Below are 20,157 nucleotides of genomic sequence, written 5' to 3'. Positions count from 1 at the left end.
CGACTACTTCGGCCACATCGGCCGGACCATCAGACCCGCGCTCGGCGGGATCGCCGTGAAACGCATCAGCACCCGTGACCTGGAGACGCTGTAGCCGAGCTTCGACGCTGCCGACGTCGTTGCGACAGAACTCCGTTCATCGAGCATCGCCGGAATGCCGGGCACGACTGCGAGCGATCCCGATGCGTAGCCCACCAGTGCAAGCCGATGTCCTCATCGACGATCCGGCAGTCCACTCGATCATCAGCCGCGCTGAACACCGCCGTGCATCGGGAATGAATCGCCTCGAATTCGGCGACCGCAGCGGCCCGCCCGCGCCAGAAGCCGCCAGAGCCGAAGCCGCCGACCGCCGCCGAGGCAGCGCGGCTCATCGACAAGACCTTCGGCGATGGACGAGGCCCCGGGGGGAACGCCGGTGTGGTTCGATCGGATAGCCCGGTTCGGCGAGGCTGTCCGGATCCGCGACCTCGCGGGTCAGCTCACCGTGGACCTTCGTCCACAGTGGCCCGTTGCCCAGTGCGACATCGCGAGCAGGCCTGATCGCGCAGGTTCAGCAAGTTCGAGCAGGTCGACCACTGCTCTGCGGAGGTGGGTCAGCAGCGGAGTGACGTGTCTCGTCGCGGTTGCCCGATAGTGTGGCAGTGACATGAACCCGTGTTCGAAACCGTCGCCTGCTTTGCGTGCGCACGGTGTCCTCACCCCCGCTCTGATCACGGGCCTGCACAGCGAGTGCTATTCGATCGACGCCGTCCGACGCCGGGTCGACCGCGGTCTGGACCGGGTCCGCTTCCCGCGCCCGCTCACGCCTGGCACGGACATCCGTCTCGAGGTGACCCTGGAGGGCATCGAGATCGTCCCGAGCGCCGGCCGCCTGCGGTTGGGCTGCTCCCTCGTCGCCCGGGACGGTGCCCCGTCATGGTCGCGAGCCGGCTGCTGCTCGTCGTCGAGGAGGAGGCATGAACAGCGCCGAGGTGCCTGCCGGATGCGAGCGACTCCGGCAGGACGGCTTCATGGGGTATCTCGACGGAATCCGGGTACGGCGTCACGACATGGGCATCGACACCTGCCTGCTCGTGGTTCCGCACCATCTCAATCCCAACGGGATGGTGCGCGGTGACATCCTGCTCTCCCTGCTCGACTACACCTTGGGTGGCACCGCCGAGCAGATCCTGGCGAGTTCGGACGACGGTGGCTTGGTGGCGGCTCGTCGACACCCGATCACGATCTCGCTGACCACCCGGTTCACTGGTGGCGCCAGGCACGGCCTACCGCTGTCCGGCCGGGCTCGGGTCCAGCGCCGGACCCGGCCCGTCTCCTTCGTCGCGGGCGAGCTCACGAGTGGTGACCTGACCGTCGCCACCACCGCCGCGATCTCCAGGAACTCCCCGGCAGCCAGGGGCTGAACAGGGATGGGCACTAGCCACGAAGGCGGACAGGCAGCCAGGTGACGCCGCGCTGGAAGTCGGATCGCCGTACGACGTCACCGACCGGGATCGCCAGGTCCAGATCGGGGAACCTGGTCATCAGCGCGGTGAAGGCAACCTGTGCCTGCACACGGGCCAGCGGGGCACCGATGCAGTGGTGGATGCCGTACCCGAAACCCAGATGCCGGGTGGGCGGCCGGTCCAACCGCAACTCGTCGGCCTCCGGGAAACGGGTGGCGTCCCGGTTGGCCTCCGCCAGGCTGACCAACACCAGCGAACCCGCAGGAATGGTCCGGCCACCGAGCTCGAAGGTCGCGGTGGCGCGGCGCTGCGTCGTGATGGCGATCGGCGGCTCGAACCGGATGAACTCTTCGACGGCGGTCGGAAGCAACTCGGGGTCGCCACGGAGCCGGATCCACCGGTCCCGATCCTCGAGCAGTGCCGCCACCCCGTTGCCGATCAGGTTGACCGTGGTCTCGTAACCAGCGATCACCAGCATGAACACCATCGACGTCAGCTCGTCCGCGGACAGCCGATCATCCTCATCACGTACCGCGAGCAGACCACTCACGAGGTCGTTGCCGGGACGCGCGGCCCGGTCGGCCAGCATGGCCCGGATCCGCACCAGGAGTTCGGCCAGCGCGTCGGGCAGCTCGTCCTGCCGGGCCGGGCCGGCCGCGATGATCGCGGACCAGTCGCGGAACGCGGTGCGATCCTCGATCGGCACGTCGAGCAGCTCGCAGATGACCTGCAGGGGCAACGGGTTGGCGAACACCTCGATCAGATCGACCGTCTCGTGGACGGTGATCGCATCGAGCAGCTCGGTGGCGATCTCGTCGATGCGCGGACGCAGGTCTTCGACGCGGCGCGGGGTGAACACGGCCGAGACCAGCCGACGCAATCGCGTGTGGTCCGGCGGGTCGAGAAACAACATCTGGCGCAGCATGGCACTGGTGAGCTCCGGCGTCAGACCGACCTCCCCGGCCGTGAGCACCTTGGACAGACGCCGCTCCGACAGTGCCTGCCGGGCGGCGTCGTAACCGGTGACCAACCAGCCCCGCGAACCGTCGGGCAACGCGATCTCACGAACACCATGAGTCTGGTCCCCCGTCATCCCACTCCCCGCACGTCGTCAGCCTCGGGAATACTGGTGCCGCTCGTCCACGGCAACGATCCCGATCGTCAGCGGCCACGACGTCACCGACGCTCCACCAGTATCGGCCTTCCACACCCCCGTTTCCCAGGGGCGCCGTCACCAGTGTGAGCGGCACCTGGCTGGGTGTCGACGAGACCGCGCCGAGCGGGTCCCCACCGGGGACAGGAGGGTGTCGCCCGGCGGCGATCGTGCGCACGGCGTCGAGCAGGCCTTGCGCCTCGATCCCCTTGCCGATGAAGCCGCCGGCCCCCGCGCGCAGAGCCTGTGCGATGTACTCGTCCGTCTCATACGTGGTGAGGACCAGTACGCGGGCGGCACGCAGATCCGGATCGGCGCAGACCTCCACGGTGGTGCGTACCCGCTGGTGTCGGGAGCGGACGCGGTGGCCCGGACCGAGGACGGGCGCCTGGTCCGCACGGGTCCGGGACCGCGGCGCCGCTGCCGACCGCGTCGCCGCGGAGCCGTCGGACCCGGCTGACCGGCAGCGGTGCGGGCTCGATCTCGAAGGTCCGCATGATCCCCGAGGTTCCCGAGATCGTCGCTCGATTCGGCGCCGGGACCTTCGACGCGCCGTACGCCGTCATCCGCTCCGGCCCAGGGCGGCATAGGTGACGTCGCTCAGGTAGTCGTTCACGGCGAGGGCCGCGGCGACCGCGGCCGGTCCTCGTCGCCCGCTTCCCCGGTCTCGTCGCGGCTGATCCCGCCGACCTCGCCGGGCGACGGCCGCCGAAATCGGTCCGCGTGCCCCGGCGGCGGACCGCCGTGACGAGGCACCGGGCGGCGCCCAGCGCCGGCCGGGCTACGAGGTGGTCACCGGGCGGCGGTGGAGCGATCGGGCCGGTCCACCGCTCCGGCCGGACCGCTCCGCCGCACTCGCCTGCCGCAACAGGGCCATGGCCGCCTCCGACGGTGACCCGGCGGGCGTCGTGCACACCACGACGGACTGCCCCGGCGAACGCGCGAGGGCGAGGGTCTGCTGGGTGACCGTCACCGTGCCGACGACCGGATGGCGCAGCTCATAGGTGGCGGCGTCGCACGGCGTCACCCGGTGGTCACCCCACAACGCCACGAATTCCGGGCTCTTCATCGTCAGCTCGCCGATCAGCTCGGCGAGCAGCCGGTCCTCCGGATGACGGCCGACGGCGATCCTCAGATTGCCCACGACCGCGCGCACCTTGCGCCGCCAGTCCCCGTAGAGCTCCCGGCAATGCGGGTCCAGGAACAGCATCCGGCTCATGTTCGGCCGACACGCGGGGTCCTCCGGGCTCAGCGGGTCGACGTGGCCGGCGAGCAGGGCGTGGCCGAGTGGGTTCCACGCCAGCACGTCCGTACGCCGGCCGAGGACGAGCGCCGGGATGCCGTCGAAGGAGCGCAGCAGGTCCCGCGTCTCGTCGGCGAGCTTCTCGGGGCGGGGCCTTCGCGCCTGCGGTACCCGGCGGGAGGCCCCGGCGAGGCGTTCCAGGTGGTCCCGCTCGTGGTCGTCGAGCAGCAGGGCGCCGGCGATCGCCTCGAGCACCTCCGCCGACGCGCCACGGGACAGGCCCTGTTCGAGCCGGGTGTAGTAGGACACGCTGACCCCCGCCAGCTGCGCCAGCTCCTCCCGGCGCAGCCCCGCCACCCGACGGCGCGGCCCGAGGTCGTGGAGCCCCACGTCTTCCGGGCGCAGCCTGGCCCGCCGTGCCTGCAGGAAGTCGCCGAGCGGGCCTGGTCCGTTCATCACTTCACTATCCACGCCCGCGGCACCGCCCAGCCAGACCCTGCCAGGGGTAGGACAAGGCGGGGCTGGTCGGCGTGCGCGGACGCGATCAGGCTCGACCTGGTCAGGGCGGCGGCAGCCCGCGACTCATGAGGAGTGAGCATGGATCAGATCGAACTGGGCGACGTCACCGTCACCCGTGTCAAGGAGTACTACGGCTCGGTCGAGATGGGCCCCGCGGACTTCTTCCCCGGGAGCCCCGATGACGCCTGGGACGAACACCAGAGCTGGCTCGCCCCGGACTTCCTCGACGCCGGCACCGGCGAATGCCGCTCGGCCATCCAGACCTGGCTGCTGCGCAGCGAAGGCCGCACCATCCTCGTCGACACCGGGGTCGGCAACCACAAGGACCGCCCCTACGCGCCCGTCTGGAACCGGCTGTACACGAACTACCTGGACAACCTCGCCGCCGCCGGAGTCCGGCCCGAAGACGTCGACATCGTCGTCAACACCCACCTGCACATCGACCACGTGGGCTGGAACACCTACCTCGACGGCCGGACCTGGGTGCCGACCTTCCCGAACGCCCAGTACCTGATGACGCGGCAGGACTTCGACTTCTGGAACCCGGCCGACAACCACGAACCGGTGCTGGGTCGCGGCAACCAGAACGTCTTCGAGGACAGCGTCGCCCCGGTGCACGAGGCCGGGCTCGCCCACCTGTGGGACGGCTCATACCGGATCGACCGAAACCTCCGGCTGGATCTCGCGCCCGGCCACACCCCGGGGTCGTCCGTGCTGACCCTGGAGTCGGCCGGCGACCGAGCGCTGTTCGTCGGCGATCTGGTGCACACCCCGCTGCAGCTCGTGGAGCCGGAGACCAATTCCTGCTTCTGCGAGGACCCGGCCGAGTCCCGGGCGACCCGCCACAAGCTCCTCGGCCGCGCGGCCGAGGACAACACGCTGGTCTTCCCAGCTCACTTCGGTGGCCATGGCGGTGCGGTGGTCGAGCGGGACGGGTCGAGGTTCGCCATCAAGGAGTGGGCGGGCTTCTCCCGCATCGCCTGAGCCCGTGGGGGCAGGCCCCTGCCCCCGGTGACCCGAGAGAGGAAGTGTTTCCCGTGCCCCAGCAGGCAGATCCGATCGTCGAGACCCCGGCGGGCGCCGTGCGCGGTGTTCGTGACCGCTTCGGCGAGCTCTACCGCGCCGTCCCGTACGCGGCGGCACCCACGGGCGCCGGCCGGTTCGCGCCACCGGCGTCCCACCCGGGTTGGTCCGGTGTCCGGGACGCCACCGCACCGTCGCCGACCGCGCCGCAGCCGGCCCGGGACTTCGGGCGGCTCGACATGATCCCCTACTTCGGTCCGGGCTGGATGCGCGGCGAGGAGTACCTGACCGTCGACGTCCGCACGCCCGGCACGGACCGCGGGAAGCGGCCGGTCATGGTCTTCGTGCACGGCGGCGGGTTCGTCACCGGCTCCACCCGCGCCGCGCTCTACGACGGCCGGGCGTTCGCCCGCGACGGCGTGGTGCTGGTGACGGTGAACTACCGCCTCGGCATCCCCGGCTTCCTCGACCTGGAGGGTGCCCCCGCCAACCGCGGGCTGCTCGACGTCCTCGCCGCGCTCGGCTGGGTGCGGGACACGATCGCCGCGTTCGGTGGCGATCCCGCGAACGTCACGCTGTTCGGTCAGTCCGCGGGTGCCACCATCACCGGAGCTCTGCTGGCGACGCCGGAAGCCAGGGGGTTGTTCCGGCGCGCGATCATCCAGAGCGGCAGCGGCACCGGCGCCTTCACCCCCGAGCAGGCGCACCGGGTCACGGCCGTGACCGCGCAGGCACTGGGCGTGCCGCCCACAGCGGAGGCCTTCGCCGAGATCCCGGACGAGAGGTTCCTCGAGATCCTGCCGGATCTCGCGGGGATCGACCTGCGGACCGCGACGGCCACGGACCCACTCGTCGAGCTGAGCCCGTTCTCCCTGGTCCTGCCCGTGCAGCCGGCCGACGCCCTGGCGGAGGGGCCTGCGGGAGAGGTCGGCCTGCTCATCGGCACCAACACCGAGGAGGGCCACCTCTACCTGGTACCGCAAGGCAAGCTGGAATCTTCCACGGACGACGACGTACTCGCCGTCGCGGCGAAGGTCGGCTCGGACCCCGCCGCGGTCGTCGCGGCCCATCGGGCGGCCCGGCCGGGGGCGACCCCGGGCGAGCTGCGCTCCGCGGTGCTGGGCGAAGGCCTCTTCGGGGCCGGCACCGCGCGGCTGACCGATGCCCACGCCCGGCTGTCCGGTGGCCGCACCTACGCCTACTCGTTCGGCTACCGCTCGACGGCGTTGCAGGGGCGGCTGGGCGCCACCCACACGGTCGAACTGCCCTTCGTCTTCGACATCGCCGATGAACCGCGGCTGCACGGCGACGCCGGTCTGCTCGATCCCGACCCGGCGCCCGCCGGGCTCGCGGCCCGCGTGCACGGCGCCTGGGTCGCCTTCGCGACCCACGGCGACCCTGGCTGGGCCGCATACGACCCGCAGCGGCCTCAGGCGGAAGCCCTGGGTAGCTGAGAGATCCATCGGGTCACGTGCAATCGATGGCCGAGCCGAGCGCAGGCTCCGGGGATGCGTACCGTCCGCACCCAACACCAGGTCGACCGTGCGTTGGCCGCCGCGGAAAGTGACGTCGGCCCCGTCGCCGGACTGGTTCGCGTTGCAAGAGCGGCACCGTCGGCTGCACCACCGACTCCAGGCCACCACTGGCGAGGGCCGGCATGCCGAGAGCGCCGACCGCGACCTTTCCGGCGCCGGGGCTCGCAGGTGAACAGGCGTCCCGGCCCGGCCGGCGGGCGACCGGCTCCTGCAGGCCCTGCTCCGGCTGGCGGTGCCTGACGCCGAACTCGACAGCGTCGGCCGTGATCTCGGTTCGTGGGGCGAGACGCGGTTGTTCGCATCCTCACGCTGAACGGTCCGGTGCTGGACGCCGACGGCCGCTCACGGCCGATGACATCACCGTGGTCGGCGAGGCGGGCGGCGGCCGGGAGGCGGTGGCATCGACCCGCGTACTGATGAGCGCTTTCACCGTTCGCGCCCACGTGCAGCGCGCCATGACCAGGCTGGAGGCACGTGACCGCGCGCAACTCGTCGTCATCGCCTACCAGACCGGTCCGGTGACCGGAACAGAGAGTCCCGCCTGGACAGGGTCCTCACTGATCGTCAGGCTCGACGGGGTGGGCGTCTCCAACCGGAAGGCCGTACCACCGTGGCTGCGCGTCTCGCTGCGGTAGCGCCCGGGCGTACGTCCGTGGGCCCGGGTGAAGGCACGGGTGAACGCCGGCACCGACCCGTACCCGACTGCCTCGGCGATCACCTCGAGGGAGTCATGGCTGTCGCGTAACCGCACGGCGGCCAGATCCATGCGCCAGTTCGCCAGATACGCCGCGGGGGTGTATCCCGTCGCGGCCGGGAAACGGCGGGCGAGGGTCGCGCGGGAGACCGAGATGGCTTCCGCGAGCATCGAGGTCGTCCAGGGAACGGCCGGATTCGCATGCAGGTGCCGTAGTGCCTCGCCGATGACAGGGTCGTAGAGCGCACCCAGCCAGGTGCCGAAGCACTCGGGGGGATTCACCGCGAGCCAGGCACGCAGCATCTGGACGAGCACGATGTCGACAAGGCTCTTCAGCACGGCAGACGTGGCGAGCTGCGGATGGGCGAGTTCCCGGGCGAGCATGCGCACCGTATCGGCCAGTCCCGGCGTCCCCGCTTCGGCTCGCACGTGCACGAAACCCGGTAGCAGAGTCAGGATCTGGGTGAGCGCGGCCGGATCGCAGTCGTAGTGGATGGTGACGATCCGCGTGGTCGCGGGCCGGGACCCGAGGCTGATCACCTCACCGGTACCGCGCCCGCGAGCGGCTACGTGTTCGCACCGGCCGCGAGTGTCCGTGGGATCGTCGGTGAGGCCGTGCGGGGTGCCTGCGGACAGCAGGACCACGTCACCGGCCGCCAGTTCCACCGGTTCGCGGCCGACGACCGTGAGCCAGGTGCTGCCCGCGGTCACGGCATGCAAGGCCACCCCGGGATAGTCGTCCAGGGCGATCGCCCATCGGCCACCCGCCTCGACGCGGGTGCTCAGCGCCCCTTTGACGCCCGAGATCGCCAGGGCGTCGCTCAGTGGATCCACAGGGTGACCTTAGCACCCGGATCCGAGCAGATGAGTCAAAGAATCAATCATCTGAGCGTTGCGGGCATGGTTCGCCTCACTGGTCGCTACATATGGTCTTGGGAGCCGGGACGCACATCCGGCCTCGTCGAGAAGGAGCCACCATGGATTACCGCAGCTGGGCAGGCCTCAAGATCACCGTCGCGCACGGTGTGGCCACCGTGTCGCTCGACCACCCGCCCCTCAATCTGATGGACGGCGTGCTGCTGCCGTCATTGCGTGGGTTCGCGCATCATGTGCGCACCGACGCGGACGTCCGGGTGATCGTGTTTCAGAGCGCCGATCCGGAGTTCTTCAGCGCTCACGGCGACATGGCCTACCTCACCGACCCGGAGGCCCTGCCCGCCGCCACCCAGGCCGCGATCGACGCCGCGCCGGGCGCCGTGATCCCCCACGGCCTGAACATCCTCCAGGCCATGGGAGCGGAGATCCGCGACCTCCCGCAGGTCACCATCGGCAAGGTGGCCGGTTTCGCCCGTGGCGCCGGCAACGAGTTCCTGATGTCGCTCGACATGCGATTCGCCGCGATCGGCAGATCGGGCCAGGCACAGCCCGAGTCCACCCTGGCGATCCTTCCCGGGGGCGGTGGCACGGTGAACATGACCCGTCTGCTCGGCCCGGCCCGGGCCCTGGAACTGCTCATCGGTGGCCAGCTCGTCGGCGCCGAAGTGGCCGAGCGTTACGGCCTGGTGAACCGGGCGCTGCCCGCCGACGAGATCGACGCCTTCGTCGACGCCCTGGCCCGCCGAATGGCGGGAGTGCGCCCCGAGGTCGTCGCCGCGATCAAGGCCACCGTCAGGGCCGCGACCCCGCCCGCCTCCGACACGGCCTACGTCGCCGAAAACGCCTTCCTGTACTCACTGTTCACCGAGGACATGGTCGAGGTCGCCCGCAAGCAGCTGGCAGCGGGCGTGCAGACCCGTGAGGGCGAGCGGGATCTCGAGGGGCTCGTCGACAGTCTGTCGCCTGGCTTCCGGAACGCGGCTCAGCAGTAGGGCCTCACGTCCCGGCGAAGAAGCTCACACGAGTCTCGTCGTTCTGTCGGCCGCTTGTTCGTCGCGCTTCGATGCAGTCGCCCGTCGGCAGCGCGATGGCGACGCACCGGCCGAGCATCTCTCCCACCCGGACGGCTCACGCTCTGGCATCCGATTGACCTATGGCCTGGTGCTGGGCCGGCGGTCCGGATGAGCTTGTGCCCGGCCGGCCGCGTGTCACCCGACGTGAACAGCCTCACCGACGAACTCACTCAACAGGGCAGCGAACTGGCGAGGTGCCTCCTGATGTAGTGCGTGGCCGACACCGGGGATCACCTGGACCTCGTCACGCCACAGCGCGGGAAAGTCCAGCTTGCGCAGGTAGGCGAGGCTCACCAGCTGCTCGGCTTCGCCGTGCACGATCCCCAGAGGTTGCTCCAGAGCCGAGACGATCGCGATCTCGTCCGCGAAGCGGCCCGCTCCGAGGCTGGCTCCGAGTCCCGTGCGGGCCGCACCGTCTGTGCTGAGAATGTCGGAGACGAACTCTTTGACATCGAACGACGAGCCGGTCGCGACGAAGCACCCGGCGACCGACTTCGCCTCGGGCTCGGAGACCTGGTCGTCGAACAGTGCGGCCATGTCCGGGTTCGGCAAGAACGCCTCTGACAGTTGTGCCGGCGTTGCGACAGGTGGGGCACCGAAAACGACGAAGCCGGCCGCATCGGGCAGCTCGGGCGCTGCCTCCATGACGATCTGCCCGCCCAGACTCCATCCGACGACGACCGCATCGGCGATATCGAGCTCCCGCATGAAGCCGGTGAGTACGGCCACGTATCCCGGCAGTGAGTAGTCGGCAGGATGATGAGCCGGATCGGAGTGCCCATGCCCCGGCAGATCCAGCGCGAAGCAGCGGAACCGCCGCCCGAGATCACCGGTCAATTGCGGGAGCCACGTACGAGCTGACGAGGAATTGCCGTGGACGAACACAACCGCCCGAGCGTCGTCGTCGGCCGAGCTTTTCAGGTAGGCGACTCTCGTTCCGCCGACATGCACGTCGAGTCGATCCACTGAAGCACCTCTCATTATATCGGGCGTTCCGCTGAACGGTGCCTCGATCTGGACTTGGTCCTCTCGAGAATCTACGCCGGTCGACGCTACGTTCCAGGTATGGAGACGTGAGCACGGCGCAGGCTGCCGGCGCACCGGACTGCTGGTCCTGCGCTTCCCGCGGACGATGCCGTCCCTGCCGTCACGGGACCTACCAGAGCTGCATCGGCGCCGTCTGCCCGGTGAACACGGTGTTGCCGCGCTGGCATCGCGTTTCCGCTCACCCTCTCCTGTCGCCTCCACTCGCCGCATCTTGACGACCGGCGCCGGCATTATCGCGAGTTCCCGAGGCCACGCCCTCCGCACCAGTTCCACGTGGTGGTCTGGAGTATCCCGGCGTGATCCGGGTCGTCGCCGCGCGGCTTGCCGGAACCACTGTTCGACGGCACGCTGGGCGGTACGACTAGTCGGGGTGCGGCGTGAACTCCTGGGTGCCGATGACGGCGAGCAGCTCCAATCTGTCGACGCTGTCGGTGCCCAGCACGGGGGTGAACCACAGCAGACGCTGACGACCGTCCTCGCTGAACAGGGTGAGACAGTTGACCTCGACCAGCCCGAGCACGGGATGGTCGATGCGCTTGCGGTCGTCGCGGCGGAACGCCACGTCATGCTCGGCCCACAGCCCGGCGAACTCGGCGGAGCGGTCGAGAAGTCCGGCGACGAGCGCGCTCGCCCCGGTGTCCTTGGCGTCGCGGCGTGCGGCGGCGGCCCGCAGGTCGGCGGCGAACGCCTTGGACTGGGCCGGGTGGTCCTCCTCGGGGTAGAGCCGCCGCGCCTCGGGGTCGGTGAACCAGCGGTGGACGAAACTGGCTTCCTCGCCCCGGAAGCGGGAGTGGTCCCCGAGCAGCGCGATGGCGAGCGGGTTCTGCACGAGCGTCACGTGCAGGTCGGTGATCACCTGCGCGGGGGTGGAGGTCAACCGGGTGAGCAGGTCGAGCATTCCGGGGTGCACGTGCGAGCCCGCGCCGCCACGCGGCACCGGACGGTTGGCCAGGTGGTAGAGGTGGTCGCGCTCGTCGGCGGTCAGGCGCAACGCACGCGCCAGCGCCGCCAGCATCTGTTCCGACGGTTGCGACCCGGCTCCGCGTTCCACCTCGTTGTAGTAGTCCGCCGACGCCCCGGCGAGGTGGGCGACCTCCTCGCGGCGCAGTCCCGGCACGCGCCGTCGCGGCCCGGAGACCAGTCCGACCTCCTCGGGGCGGATGCGCTCACGCCGCGAGCGGAGGAACGCGCCCAGCTCGGCGTACTTCATCGCGTTCATGTCCTCCAGTCTGCAGCGCAGCGGGCCACGGACACATGGGACGGCGTCCCCTGTCACCGGTCCGCACGGTCCTGCACGGTGGAGGCATGACAAACACCGACCTCGCTGTCGGACGAGTCGCCATCGTCACCGGGGGTTCGCGCGGCATCGGCCGGGCGGTCGCCCGCAGGCTCGCCGCGGACGGACTGGCCGTCGTCGTCAACTACGCCGGCGACGACAACGCCGCGGCGGAGACCGTGCACGCGATCATCGCCGCGGGTGGGAACGCGACCGCGGTCCGCGCCGACGTGGCCGACGAGACCGCGGTGGCGGAGCTGTTCGACCGCGCCGAAACCGAGTACGGGGGCGTTGACGTCGTGGTCAACTCCGCGGGCCGCCTCGCCCTGTCCCCCATCGCCGAGCTTGACCTGGACGTGCTGGACCGGTTGCACCGCGTCAACATCCGCGGCACCTTCGTCGTCGCGCGGCAGGCCGCTCAACGGCTGCGCACGGGCGGCGCCTTCGTCAGCTTCTCGACCTCCGTGGTGGGCACGCGGGTCCCCGGCTACGGCGCGTACGTCGCGAGCAAGGGCGCTGTCGAGGCGATCACCCTGATCCTCGCCCGCGAGCTGCGCGGACGCGGGATCACCGTCAACACGGTCGCGCCCGGCCCGACGGCCACCGAGCTGTTCCTGGACGGCAAAACCGAGGAACAGGTGGCGGCGCTGTCCAAGGCGCCGCCACTGGAGCGACTGGGCACCCCGGAGGACATCGCGGGCGTCATCGCCTTCCTGACCGGTCCCGAGGGCCGCTGGGTCAACGGCCAGATCCTGCGCGCCAACGGCGGCCTGGTCTGACACCCACTGAACGACGACGAGGAGAACACCTGTGCCATTCGCCAACTTCAAGGTCCCTGCGGGCACCATCGGCGCCGAGGACAAGAAGAAGATCGTCGAGCGAACCACCGAGCTGTACGTCGAGATCTACGGAGAACGCGCCCGGCCGACCACGGTCGTGCTCGTCGACGAGGTCGAGGACGGCGGCTGGGGCGTCGGAGGCGACGTCCTGACCGCCGCGATGCTCGACAGCGAGGCCTGACACGCCCCCGCGTACGACGGCTTGCCCCCGTTCGAGGGGCACCTGAGATCAGGGACGCGCGTGGTCCCGGAATGGGATGTCCATGGTGGAAGCTATGGGCAGGAGGAAAGCTCGGCGCCGGGTCCGGCGTGAACTCACGCCGGAGGATCTCGTTGACGAGCCGCAGTTCACGATTCTCCGTTCGAACCGGACGATCCGCGGCGCATCGCTCGTCGACGTGCCCGACGGTCTCCCGCCATCGGCCGCATGAGGTTGTGGACAGTCGAGCCGCCCGCGAGCGAAGTCCCGTCGTCCCGCCGCAGGTGGCCGTCACGGGTGCGTAGACGACTCGGAACGTGATTCGACTACCAGGCTGCCGGTACGAAGCCAGCTGGTCAGCACTGTTCCCGTCCTTCGGCACTCCCGCCGGGGGCACCAGAGCGCCGTTGTTCACACAGCGACGTTCCCGGTTCGAGCGGCCCCGTTCTCGCCTTCCACGTGGCGGGCGAGGGCGGTGGCCGCACCCCGGCGCCGAACACGGTGTCGAACGGCGCTGTCAGCGCGACGTGGACGGCGTCGTCGGTACGGTCGGTCATCCGAGAAGGCTCGGTAGGCGATGCGCCGCAGCGGGTCGTCGATGTCCGCGAAGCCGCAGGGGGGCTGTGTGCCGGCGACGGGCAGTCATCGAGGCGAGCACGGGGCCTGGTCGTTCCGATCTCGACCGCCTCGATACGGGAGTCCGGTACCACGACTCGGCGAGTGGCGGCCTTGTTCGGTTTCGAGCAGGCACAGTGGCACGGCTTCGGTGCAGTGGAGTCTGAACCAGCCTGGTGCATTCGTCGTAGTGGCGGCCGCGCTCGGCGATCCGGCCTCGGCCGGCGGGAAGGTTCGTCGAACTCGCCGGCGATCGTGGCAGGGGCGCGGATAAGGCGACGCACGCGGAAGAGATGTGGGAACCCTCAGCGCCACCGCGCTACGTTCTGCCGTTTCCCGGCGGCACCCGCACGGGCTTCGCCGGGGACGTCGATGCCCCCACCGCGCCCCCCATCGCCCAGCGGCGCACGAAGACCCGGACCACCGTGCCCGCCCAGGCGAGGAGCAGCAGCACGCCCACCCCGCCGACGACGGTGAGGATCAGCCAGTCGGCGGAGCCGCCCGCCGGGTAGACGCCTCGGGGATGGCCGGTGTCGACGGCGGTGATCCGCTCCCCCGGCTCCAGGGAGCCGCCCGGCACGAGCGCCACGTCGAGGCGTCGTGCGGAGCCGTCGTCGGGAACGAAGTCGCCGTACGGGGCCGCGTGGCCGCGGCCGCCGCTCACCACCCTGGTCACGGTGAAGACACCGTCCGTGCCGGAGCCGAAGGCCGCCTCGTAGGCGGGCCTGGCGTCCCGCACCGCGAGGACGATCAGCAATGCGGCGATGGCGGGCGCCGTCAGCCACCAGATCCACTTCAGCATCGCCGGCAATGTACCCCCGGTCGGTTCGGTCGTCCTCCGCCGGCCCGAGCCCACACACACTCGTGTCCGATTCCCGCCAGACCGGGCGTGGGATCGGCGGTGGAATGGGTCTCGTGAACACCGCGTTGGGGACCGGTGCGGGCCCCTTGCCCGGCCTGTCCGGGCAGGTTCCGGCGCGGCGGAGGTCGACAACGCCGTGCGGACGGCGGCGGCGCCGGGCCCGCCGGCGCGGAGTCCGACCCGGCGGGATCGCACGGCGCTGTTCTCGGGCGACGCGGCCGCGACGGCGACGGCAGGCGGAACAGGCCGGATCGATCCGGGGTCTGTCCGGCGGGGCGAATGGAGAGTGTGATGTCTGAGCGTGGTGTGGCCGCCCGGTCGAGGCCCCGACGAACCGGCGGCGAGGCGGGCGCGTACTGCGTGCTGGGCGATCCGTCGTTCGCCGAGCGATACCGGGCGATCGACGCCCGCGACACCCGCTTCGACGGCCAGTTCTTCACGGCGGTGTCCTCGACCGGCGTCTACTGCCGCCCCTCGTGCCCGGCGCGCACGCCGAAGATGCGGAACGTGACGTTCTTCCTGACCTCGGCGGCCGCGCACGAGGCGGGATACCGGGCATGCAAACGCTGCCTGCCCGAGGCCGCGCCCGGCACCCCGGAGTGGGATCTGCGTCGGGATCTCGCCGGGCGCGCCATGCGACTGATCGCGGACGGCGTCGTGGACCGGGAAGGGGTGGAGAGCCTGGCCGCCCGCCTGGGCTACAGCGGACGACAGGTGCACCGCCTGTTGTCGGCCGAACTCGGGGCGGGCCCGCTCGCGTTGGCCAGAGCGCGCCGGGCACAGACGGCCCGCAGCCTGCTCGTGGGCACGAACCTGCGGCTGGCGGACGTCGCCTTCGCGGCGGGCTTCGGTTCGGTGCGGCAGTTCAACGCCACCGTCCTGGCGGTGTTCGATGCCCGGCCCGGTGAGCTGCGGTCTCGCGGTCGAGGCAGAGCCGCCGGGGAGGTCCCCGGAGGCCGTGTCGACGTACCCGCGGTCGACGGCGCCCCGGTGCGCCTGGACCTGGCGCTGCCCGTGCGCGGGCCCTTCGACGCGCCCGGCCTGTTCCGTTTCCTGGCTGCCCGCGCGGTCGGCGGGGTCGAGGCCGCCGGGTCCACGGCGGGCGGCGGCCTGCGATACGCCCGGACGCTTGCCCTGCCGCACGGGCCGGGGGCGGTGGAGGTCGTGGCGACGGAGACGCCCGCTTCGGGATGGCGGGTCCGGGCGGAGCTGGAGCTGTCGTCGCTGGCGGACGTCGCCACCGCCGTGGCTCGGGTGCGCCGCATGCTCGACCTGAACGCCGACCCGATCGCGGTCGACACCGCGTTGTCGGCCGATCCGACACTGGCCCCGCTCGTCGCGGCCACACCGGGCGTCCGCCTGCCCGGAGCCGTGGACCCGCACGAACTGGTCATCCGCGCGATCGTGGGGCAACAGATCTCGGTGGCGGCGGCCCGGACCCACCTGACCCGCCTCGCCGCCGTGCTCGGCAGGCCCTACTCCTCGTCCTTCGCCGGTCTCGATCGCCTCTTCCCCTCGCCTGCCGACATCGCAGGCGGCGTGTCCGAGCCGGTGGCGGGCGAGCCGCTGAACCCCGAGCGACCGCTGCGGCTGCCTGCCCGGTCGGTGCGCACCGTCGTCGCCACGGCGCGCGCCCTGGCCGACGGCACGCTCGCGGTCGACGTCGGGGCCGATCCCGAGGCCTTGCGCGTCCGGCTCGCGGGTGAACCGGGCATCGGGCCGTGGACCGCCTCCTACATCACCATGCGGGTGCTCGCCGACCCGGACTCCTGGCTGCACACCGATGTGGCGCTGGTCGCGGGCGCCCGCGCTCTCGGGCTGCTCGATCGGGACCTGCCCAGCCGGTCGGCGCACCGGGCGCTGGCCGACCATGCCGTGGGCTGGGCGCCGTGGCGAAGCTATGCCGTGCTCCGTCTGTGGCAGCGGGCGGCCGCGTGACGCCGCCGCCCTCGAGGGGGTGCGTCCGTCGAGCTCCCGAGGCACGCTCGCGTCCGACCAGACGGTGAGCCGCGCGGGACGAGACTCGAAGCGATCCCGCAGCCGACGGCGTTCGACATCGTGGCGTTCCCCGCGGTCTCGTCGCGCCCCCGCGATGGAGTCGTCAGCCGCTTCGGCCGCAAGGAGAGGCACCGCCCGGGCGACGACGGCGGGGCGGCCGCGCCGACACACCCGCCGCCCAACCCGCTGGAGCACACCGGCATCGGTCCGGCAGGCGGCTTCACGGCCTTGTACGACGAGACGTCGTCGCGGCGGAGGTGCCGGACACGCCACCCCGCCGTGCCGCGGTCTCCTACGCGCAGGACGTCGGGAGGTCTCCCGCGTTCCTCCGTCGCCCCACCGGTGCTCCGGGCCGTCACGCCACGGAGTCACGGCCCTGCGAGAGGTACGAACGCGGGCGACCAGCCGTGGTGCCGCGGCTCGGGCACCCCGTCCGCCTCACCCGCCCCGCCGCCACGGGTTCAGGGGCAGGTCGAGGCCGGAATCGATCGGTCGATGTGTTCGGCGGTGCCACGCGGGGTAGTCGAGCGGCATGGACTCCGACGCTGCTCGGCCGTCGACGGCCCCGTACCTGCTGCGGTTCGCCTTCGCCCCCCGATTCCGGCCGTTGCTCGCCGTGGTCGGTGTGCGCCCCACCACCAGCGGCGTGGTCATCGGCATCGACGGGCTCGATGTCCGCTTCGGTGCCTGGCGCGTGCGCACCTCGCTGGCGAATCTCCGATCCGCCGAGGTCACCGGCCCGTTCCAGCCGGCGAAGTCGGTGGGACCTCGGCTCTCGATGGTGGATCGAGGCCTGACCTTCGGCACCGGCGGCGATCGGGGGGTCTGCGTCCGATTCCACGAACCGGTGACCGGCATCGAGCCGTTGGGCCTGGTCCGCCATCCAGGGCTGACCATGACGCTCGCCGAACCCGAGCTGTTCGTCCGCTGCCTGACCCAACTCCACGAGGACGTCGACAGGAGCAGAACATGACCACTCTTCGCGCACTGGCACTCGTCTGCACCCTCAAGCCCTCCCCGGCGCGCTCCAGCAGCATGCTGATGGCTCGGCAGGTACTGGATCAGCTCGCCGAGAACGACGTCACCGGCGAGCTGATCCGTGTCGTCGATCACGACGTCCGGCCTGGGGTGGAGACGGACATGGGCGCGGGCGACGCCTGGCCGGACATCCGCCGCAAGATCGCTGCCGCCGACATCCTCCTGATCTCGACGCCGACGTGGCTCGGTCACATGTCCAGCGTCGCGCAGCGGGTACTGGAACGACTCGACGCCGCGCTCTCCGACACCGACGACGAGGGCAGGCCCGCGATGTTCGGCAAGGTCGCGATCGCCGCCGTCGTCGGCAACGAGGACGGCGCGCACAAGATCATCGCCGATCTGCTCCAAGGCCTGAACGACGTGGGATTCAGCATTCCCGCCCAGGGCTCGACCTACTGGAACGGGGAGGCCATGAAGCCGGTCGACTATCAGGATCTCGACGAGACGCCCTCGGCCGTGGCCTCGACGAACACGACCTCCGCGCGCAACGCGGCTCATCTCGCCCGGCTCCTGCGTGCCCAGGGATATCCGAGCTGAATCGGACGCCGAAGGCACCCGGCCGAGAGCGAAAGGAACGGCCTGCCGCACGGCGTGGTGCCCGCCGGCCCCTGCACGGTCGCGTCGGAACGACGTTCTCGGCGCGGCCAGGGGGGCCGTCCCTTCCCGCTCCCCCGGACAACGGGTCGACCGTCTTAGAGGACTCAACCCGGCGTGGTCTCACCGCCGAGCGCGGCGATCACCTCGCCGCTGTAGTAGCCGGAGAGCCGATTGGAGGCCAGGAACACGTAGGAGGGCGCGAGGTCGTCGGGATGGGCCGCCTCCTCGAACGGAACCTGCTTGCCGAACTCCTTCACCTTCTCCGCAGGGAAGGTCGACGGGATGAGCGGTGTCCACACCGGACCCGGTGCGACACAGTTCACCCTGATTCGCCGGTCGGCCAGGGCCTGCGCCATCGCGTACGTCCAGGCATGGATCGCGCCCTTGGTGGCCGAGTAGTCGATGAGCGACTTGTTGCCGCGCAGACCGTTCACCGAGCCGGTGTTGATGATGACGCTGCCGTCGGACAGGTGGGGCAGTGCCGCCGCCGTCACGCGGAAGTAGCTGTGCATGTTGACGTCGAAGGTGTGCATCCACTGTTCCTCGGTGATCTCCTCCGGCGTGTGCACCGGCCACTGCGTCGCGATGTTGTTGACGAGGATGTCGAGTCCGCCGAGCTCGCGCACCGTGTCCTCCACGATCCCGCGGCACTGCTCGGCGCCCGCGAGGTCGCCCGGCAGCAGCACGCAGCGACGCCCCTCGGCACGGACCAGCTCGGCCGTCCGTTCCGCGTCCGCGTGCTCCTCCAGGTAGGCCACCGCCATGTCGGCGCCCTCCTTGGCGAAGGCAGCCGCGACGGCCCGACCGATGCCCGAGTCGCCGCCGGTGATGAGCGCTCGTCGGCCGGTGAGCAGACCCCGGCCCTCGTAGTCGGCCATGGAGTCGCGGGGGTGCGGGTCCATGGCCGCCGTCACTCCCGGCGGCTGCTGTTGCTGGTGGGGCTGCTTCTCGTTCGGGTCCGACATGCGTCCTCCTTGCCTGGTCGTCCGCCGGGACACGGTCGCGAGACGGCGAGAACGCTCGCCCGGACTCGTCGACGTCGATCCGGCGCTGGTCGGCGACGGTGCGGCTCGCGCGGCCGGCCGAGGCCGCAAGATCGGAGACGCCGGCGTCGACGCCGTACTCGATCGGTTACCCGTGGCGTCCCGGCACGAAACGGCGGCAGGCGTGTCTGCGGCCTCGAGCGCCTCGCGCCGAGAGGCTTCCGTCTTCGCGCCGCGTTCCGCGCGGCGCACGGTGCCGCCGAGACGCCCACGACGCCGCCCGTCCGGGAGTCTGTTCCCGGCAGAGGCCGCTCCGGGACGGCGGTCTCACGTCACCACGGGGTTCGCCGTCCCGAGGGCCCTGCAACGCCGAGATCTCGGTCAATGACCAGGCGAGGGATTCACGTCACCCCGCCACGCACCGGTCGGCTGACCGCCTCGACCCTCGATGAACTGCTTGAACCGTGACATGTCGCCCTTGACTCGGTTCTCGACGATGCCGAAGCGGTCGCCGACCTTCTCGACGAAGCCCTCCGGATCGATGTCCATCTGCGCGGTGATCCGCGTCGTCGTGTCGTCGAGCCGATGGAAGGTCACGACGCCCGCGTGGGTGGGTCCGTTGTCGGATCGCCACGCCACCCGCTCGTCCGGGTGCTGCTCGGTGATCGTGGCGTCGAACTCGCGGCTGGCACCGCCGAATCCGACCCGCCAGTGGGTGTGCGTGTCATCGACCTGGCGGATGTCCTGCACGCCTTCCATGAAGTACGGGAAGGACTCGAACTGGGTCCACTGGTCGTAGGCGGCGGACACGTCGACGTCGACGTCGATCGTCTCGGTGATGGTGGTCAAGGCTGCCTCCTCCGTCGGATCGTTGTTCTGCCTTCCTGGCCCTTGTACCCGGGTCCCCCGGCGGATGAAACGAGTGGCGGACATGTTCGGCACGCGCGGCGGCTTGACCGGAAACCCCCGGCTGCTCGCCGAGGACTCGCGGGCGTGGTCCGGTCGTCCGAGGGCGGCGCCGGAGCCGGCCGCGCCGACGGGCACTCGGCCGGCCGAGATCCGCCGCACTCGGGCATCGAAAGCCGGGCATCGAAAGCTGATAGGGCGAATACAGCCGTCACTCCTATCGTCGGTGCCCGCGA

At 70.9% G+C, this 20,157-nt stretch carries 17 protein-coding genes; 9 read left to right on the top strand and 8 right to left on the bottom strand.

Features of this window, described 5'->3' with window-relative positions:
• The first annotated feature begins 956 nt into the window (after positions 1–956).
• Positions 957–1,403: a PaaI family thioesterase gene (locus tag AHOG_RS07380; protein ID WP_093940679.1), complete on the top strand. Its 447-nt coding sequence runs from the start codon at positions 957–959 to the stop codon at positions 1,401–1,403.
• 13 nt (positions 1,404–1,416) lie between these two features.
• On the opposite strand, the gene AHOG_RS07375 is transcribed toward AHOG_RS07380, so the two are convergent.
• Positions 1,417–2,538 carry a cytochrome P450 family protein gene (locus AHOG_RS07375; protein WP_093940678.1) on the bottom strand — a complete coding sequence of 374 codons (1,122 nt, stop codon included), beginning with the start codon at positions 2,536–2,538 and terminating at the stop codon, positions 1,417–1,419.
• An 841-nt stretch (positions 2,539–3,379) separates the two neighbouring features.
• Positions 3,380–4,297: a helix-turn-helix domain-containing protein gene (locus AHOG_RS07365; RefSeq protein ID WP_093940677.1), complete on the bottom strand. Its 918-nt coding sequence runs from the start codon at positions 4,295–4,297 to the stop codon at positions 3,380–3,382.
• A gap of 141 nt (positions 4,298–4,438) precedes the next feature.
• On the opposite strand from AHOG_RS07365, the gene AHOG_RS07360 reads away from it, so the two are divergent.
• Together AHOG_RS07360 and AHOG_RS07355 are read left to right on the top strand one after the other, a co-directional pair.
• The gene (locus AHOG_RS07360; RefSeq protein WP_093940676.1) at positions 4,439–5,344 is read left to right on the top strand and encodes an MBL fold metallo-hydrolase; all 906 of its coding nucleotides are present in this window, start codon (positions 4,439–4,441) and stop codon (positions 5,342–5,344) included.
• Between the two features lie 53 nt (positions 5,345–5,397).
• Positions 5,398–6,837: a carboxylesterase/lipase family protein gene (locus AHOG_RS07355; protein ID WP_093940675.1), complete on the top strand. Its 1,440-nt coding sequence runs from the start codon at positions 5,398–5,400 to the stop codon at positions 6,835–6,837.
• Between the two features lie 583 nt (positions 6,838–7,420).
• Here the strand turns inward: AHOG_RS07355 and AHOG_RS07345 are convergent.
• Positions 7,421–8,446 carry an AraC family transcriptional regulator gene (locus AHOG_RS07345; protein ID WP_093940673.1) on the bottom strand — a complete coding sequence of 342 codons (1,026 nt, stop codon included), beginning with the start codon at positions 8,444–8,446 and terminating at the stop codon, positions 7,421–7,423.
• A 143-nt stretch (positions 8,447–8,589) separates the two neighbouring features.
• On the opposite strand from AHOG_RS07345, the gene AHOG_RS07340 reads away from it, so the two are divergent.
• Positions 8,590–9,480 carry an enoyl-CoA hydratase/isomerase family protein gene (locus AHOG_RS07340; protein ID WP_093940672.1) on the top strand — a complete coding sequence of 297 codons (891 nt, stop codon included), beginning with the start codon at positions 8,590–8,592 and terminating at the stop codon, positions 9,478–9,480.
• A gap of 216 nt (positions 9,481–9,696) precedes the next feature.
• On the opposite strand, the gene AHOG_RS07335 is transcribed toward AHOG_RS07340, so the two are convergent.
• The gene (locus tag AHOG_RS07335; RefSeq protein ID WP_157736698.1) at positions 9,697–10,527 is read right to left on the bottom strand and encodes an alpha/beta fold hydrolase; all 831 of its coding nucleotides are present in this window, start codon (positions 10,525–10,527) and stop codon (positions 9,697–9,699) included.
• A gap of 442 nt (positions 10,528–10,969) precedes the next feature.
• Positions 10,970–11,827, bottom strand: a complete 858-nt coding sequence (locus AHOG_RS07330; RefSeq protein WP_311770139.1) for a helix-turn-helix transcriptional regulator — start codon at positions 11,825–11,827, stop codon at positions 10,970–10,972.
• A gap of 86 nt (positions 11,828–11,913) precedes the next feature.
• On the opposite strand from AHOG_RS07330, the gene AHOG_RS07325 reads away from it, so the two are divergent.
• Both AHOG_RS07325 and AHOG_RS07320 read left to right on the top strand, forming a co-directional pair.
• Positions 11,914–12,663: an SDR family oxidoreductase gene (locus tag AHOG_RS07325; protein WP_169725826.1), complete on the top strand. Its 750-nt coding sequence runs from the start codon at positions 11,914–11,916 to the stop codon at positions 12,661–12,663.
• A 31-nt stretch (positions 12,664–12,694) separates the two neighbouring features.
• Positions 12,695–12,904: a tautomerase family protein gene (locus AHOG_RS07320; protein WP_093940669.1), complete on the top strand. Its 210-nt coding sequence runs from the start codon at positions 12,695–12,697 to the stop codon at positions 12,902–12,904.
• 952 nt (positions 12,905–13,856) lie between these two features.
• Here AHOG_RS07320 and AHOG_RS07315 read toward each other — a convergent pair.
• Positions 13,857–14,339: a hypothetical protein gene (locus AHOG_RS07315; RefSeq protein WP_093940668.1), complete on the bottom strand. Its 483-nt coding sequence runs from the start codon at positions 14,337–14,339 to the stop codon at positions 13,857–13,859.
• Positions 14,340–14,690: 351 nt separating this feature from the next.
• Between AHOG_RS07315 and AHOG_RS07310 the strand changes: the two genes are divergently transcribed.
• The 3 genes from AHOG_RS07310 to AHOG_RS07300 all read left to right on the top strand — a co-directional run bounded on the left by AHOG_RS07310 (position 14,691) and on the right by AHOG_RS07300 (position 17,972).
• Positions 14,691–16,337: a DNA-3-methyladenine glycosylase 2 family protein gene (locus AHOG_RS07310; protein WP_093944248.1), complete on the top strand. Its 1,647-nt coding sequence runs from the start codon at positions 14,691–14,693 to the stop codon at positions 16,335–16,337.
• 592 nt (positions 16,338–16,929) lie between these two features.
• Positions 16,930–17,370, top strand: a complete 441-nt coding sequence (locus AHOG_RS07305) for a hypothetical protein (RefSeq protein WP_093940667.1) — start codon at positions 16,930–16,932, stop codon at positions 17,368–17,370.
• Entirely contained in the window at positions 17,367–17,972 is a 606-nt protein-coding gene (locus AHOG_RS07300) for a flavodoxin family protein (RefSeq protein ID WP_093940666.1), read from the top strand. Before AHOG_RS07305 ends, AHOG_RS07300 begins: the two co-directional genes overlap by 4 nt.
• Before the next feature lie 164 nt (positions 17,973–18,136).
• Here AHOG_RS07300 and AHOG_RS07295 read toward each other — a convergent pair whose 3' ends face one another.
• Both AHOG_RS07295 and AHOG_RS07290 read right to left on the bottom strand, forming a co-directional pair.
• Positions 18,137–18,997, bottom strand: coding sequence for an SDR family oxidoreductase (locus AHOG_RS07295; RefSeq protein ID WP_093940665.1), 861 nt, complete (start codon positions 18,995–18,997; stop codon positions 18,137–18,139).
• A gap of 399 nt (positions 18,998–19,396) precedes the next feature.
• On the bottom strand, positions 19,397–19,864 hold the full coding sequence (locus AHOG_RS07290; protein ID WP_093944247.1) for an SRPBCC family protein: 468 nt from the start codon (positions 19,862–19,864) through the stop codon (positions 19,397–19,399).
• Positions 19,865–20,157 lie beyond the last annotated feature (293 nt).

It is taken from the genome of Actinoalloteichus hoggarensis (assembly GCF_002234535.1).
Taxonomy (GTDB): Bacteria; Actinomycetota; Actinomycetes; order Mycobacteriales; family Pseudonocardiaceae; genus Actinoalloteichus_A; species Actinoalloteichus_A hoggarensis.
This window is presented reverse-complemented; position numbering and strand designations above follow the sequence as displayed.

Coding starts and splice junctions, on each gene's coding strand:
- AHOG_RS07315 (WP_093940668.1), bottom strand. CDS start 14,339: ATGCTGAAGTGGATCTGGTGGCTGACGGCGCCCGCCATCGCCGCATTG.
- AHOG_RS07360 (WP_093940676.1), top strand. CDS start 4,439: ATGGATCAGATCGAACTGGGCGACGTCACCGTCACCCGTGTCAAGGAG.
- AHOG_RS07330 (WP_311770139.1), bottom strand. CDS start 11,827: ATGAACGCGATGAAGTACGCCGAGCTGGGCGCGTTCCTCCGCTCGCGG.
- AHOG_RS07375 (WP_093940678.1), bottom strand. CDS start 2,538: ATGACGGGGGACCAGACTCATGGTGTTCGTGAGATCGCGTTGCCCGAC.
- AHOG_RS07365 (WP_093940677.1), bottom strand. CDS start 4,297: ATGAACGGACCAGGCCCGCTCGGCGACTTCCTGCAGGCACGGCGGGCC.
- AHOG_RS07310 (WP_093944248.1), top strand. CDS start 14,691: ATGTCTGAGCGTGGTGTGGCCGCCCGGTCGAGGCCCCGACGAACCGGC.
- AHOG_RS07340 (WP_093940672.1), top strand. CDS start 8,590: ATGGATTACCGCAGCTGGGCAGGCCTCAAGATCACCGTCGCGCACGGT.
- AHOG_RS07300 (WP_093940666.1), top strand. CDS start 17,367: ATGACCACTCTTCGCGCACTGGCACTCGTCTGCACCCTCAAGCCCTCC.
- AHOG_RS07325 (WP_169725826.1), top strand. CDS start 11,914: ATGACAAACACCGACCTCGCTGTCGGACGAGTCGCCATCGTCACCGGG.
- AHOG_RS07295 (WP_093940665.1), bottom strand. CDS start 18,997: ATGTCGGACCCGAACGAGAAGCAGCCCCACCAGCAACAGCAGCCGCCG.
- AHOG_RS07380 (WP_093940679.1), top strand. CDS start 957: ATGAACAGCGCCGAGGTGCCTGCCGGATGCGAGCGACTCCGGCAGGAC.
- AHOG_RS07305 (WP_093940667.1), top strand. CDS start 16,930: ATGGACTCCGACGCTGCTCGGCCGTCGACGGCCCCGTACCTGCTGCGG.